General features: G+C 42.1%; 2 protein-coding genes. One reads left to right on the plus strand and one right to left on the minus strand.

All coding sequences use genetic code 11. The features are described from left to right. The coding region (locus VHA01S_RS12975; protein ID WP_023404818.1) for an alpha/beta fold hydrolase at positions 1–799 on the minus strand (799 nt) is incomplete at its 3' end. Positions 800–1147: 348 nt separating this feature from the next. Here VHA01S_RS12975 and VHA01S_RS12980 point away from each other — a divergent pair. Continuing rightward, a complete protein-coding gene (locus VHA01S_RS12980; RefSeq protein WP_023404819.1) occupies positions 1148–2572 on the plus strand; it encodes a basic amino acid/polyamine antiporter in 1425 nt (474 codons plus the stop codon). Positions 2573–2592: the final 20 nt, after the last annotated feature.

A 2592-nucleotide genomic window follows, 5' to 3' on the forward strand; every position in this document is an offset into this window, starting at 1 on the left:
TTTGATTTAAATAATTTACGATGAGGTCGGTCACTTGTGGATCGCTACGTAAACTATCATGGGTAATATTAACCGCCACAAAATCTTGCATCCCTGCCAGTTGTGTTGACTCTACCGACACTAAACCATCATTTGAATTATCAAACATGTACTTCAATATGGGGTAACTGTCTGTGCCTGCAATCACGCCAAAGGCGTAGTTAGGATCGGGTAATGAGTTGGGTAAACTCTCTGAATGGGTAGTTAAAGAGGCCGCAGTACCTCCCGCTAACGGCAATAACCATAAGCTTGAGAAAAAGTCGGCCACATCACTGCCTTTATTGGGTGTGCCGACAAATACCACTTCCCCAAAATGCGGAGAATGGGTGATACTGTTTTTCTGCGCCAAATAGTGACGTATCACCAATCCGCCAAGAGAATGGCCGACAAAGTGCACTTTACTGCCGTCGACTTGTGAGAGTTCGCGATTGAACTTATGAATGCATTGATCTATTTGCGCACTACTTTCATGCAAGGTTTTATCTATCGCTTGACCTAACGTTGGGTAATCCACCACACACACTTGATATCCGCTGTGCGCCACTCTTTCGGACATTTCTTCCATAGAGGCAGCACTACGCGCAAGGCCGTGCACTATGATAACTTGCTGTTTTTGATGTAATGCGTAGTTACTGTCTTTAATCGGTACTTCTGAGCGACTGCAACCAAATAATACTGCAATGAAAACAACCACTAAACTTGTTTTGCTCGTTCTTAGCGCTATGGTTTTTTGTTTAGCTTTTACTATTGTATCCCGCATAGATCACCACTGCTTCTCGATAACTTCATAATAACAAAACAACGCAATCCACTCACTTGAATTAAATCAATAAATACAATTCATCACAAAAACATACCTATTTTATTTGCCTTACGTTTTAGCAAACTTCGTTGTACAAAATCACAGCAGGTTAATCGATCAACATTGGAATAATAGTTTTAACCACAAAACTTAATTTATGCTACTTATTCATATGAGCTTAAGTATAATTCTGCTCCTTTCAAGCGACTTAACTCGAATTAGCGTTTTACCTGCTTTTTTACGACGTTTAGGTCAATCATTTTGACAATATTGATAACATTGTCGATTAACTGGTTTAAATAAAACATGAATAAAACAAATTCAGTGGGCTTAGTTGGCTTAATTGCCATCGTTTTTGGTTCAATGATTGGTAGTGGGATATTCAGCATTCCACAAAATATGGCAGAGCAAGCCTCTATTGGCGCGGTATCTCTGGCGTGGTTGATTACCGGTATTGGCATGCTATTACTAGTGCAAACCTTTCGTATTCTTGCTGAACATAAACCGAACTTAAACTCAGGTATCTTTACCTACGCACGTGAAGGCTTTGGCGAATACATTGGCTTCCAATCGGCGTGGGGCTATTGGTTGATGAGCTGTATGGGTAACGTGGCTCTGACAGTCATGATCAACGACTCACTGGGTTTGTTCTTCCCTGTTTTGTTAGAACACGGTATTGAAACGGTTATTCTTTGTTCTGCTCTATTGTGGGGAATGAATACCATTGCCCTACGCGGCGCGGCAAGCTCTTCATTTATCAACGTTATCTCAACAGTAGGTAAGCTGATTGGTTTAGCGGTGATCATTGGTATCATTCTTTACAGCTTTGAACCCGAAAAACTCTCTATTGATGTATGGGGACAACAGCAACACCTTGGCTCAGTCATGGGACAAATTCAGAGCACTATGATGGTGACGCTGTGGTGTTTTGTTGGTATCGAAGGTGCGGTGGTACTGTCTGGTCGTGCCAGAAATAAATCAGACGTAGGTAAAGCAACTCTGATTGGCTTTTTAGTGGCCATTAGCATGTACACGTTAATTGCCGTGTTGTCGTTTGGTATATTGCCGCAACAAGAGCTAGCACAACTGCCAAACCCTTCAACAGCTTCACTACTTGAAGTAGCTATTGGCCCATTTGGTCGCATCCTAGTAAACATCTGTGTGTTAGTTTCGGTATTTGGCGCACTGATTGCGTGGACTATGCTAGTTGCCGAAGTGCCGTACGAAGCAGGAAAAGCGGGTGAGTTTCCGAAATTCTTTAGTCGTACTAACAAAAATGACGCGCCGAAAAACGCACTGAGCGTCTCCACGATTTTCATGCAATTGTGTGTGCTATTGGTGGTGATGTTTGAAAATGTATACCTAGCGGCAATCAATATTGCATCGGTAATGGTATTACCTTGCTACCTACTGAGCTGCTTATACTTATTAAAACTGTCTTGGAATTACCACGAAGTTAACCTTGCAAAACGCAACTATGGTCACGTTCTATTAGCGGCTGTTGCAGCGCTATTTTGCGCATGGTTGATTACCGCTGCAGGTCTTGAATACCAATTAATGGCAACCATTTTATATACCATCGGCATTCCATTTTTCAGATATACCCATGCTGCGCGCCTAAAAGCGGGAGAGAAAGTATATTCTGCGATGGATAAGTGGATTGAGCGTATTTTGATTGTGTTAGCGCTTGTATCAATCTATCTGATGGTGACAGGTCATCTGCACGCGTAACCAGTGATTGATACCAATCG

This window comes from Vibrio halioticoli NBRC 102217, assembly GCF_000496695.1.
In the GTDB taxonomy this organism is placed as follows: domain Bacteria; phylum Pseudomonadota; class Gammaproteobacteria; order Enterobacterales; family Vibrionaceae; genus Vibrio; species Vibrio halioticoli.

Excerpts from the sequence above, each read along its gene's own strand:
- VHA01S_RS12980 (WP_023404819.1), top strand. The coding sequence starts at position 1,148 with ATGAATAAAACAAATTCAGTGGGCTTAGTTGGCTTAATTGCCATCGTT.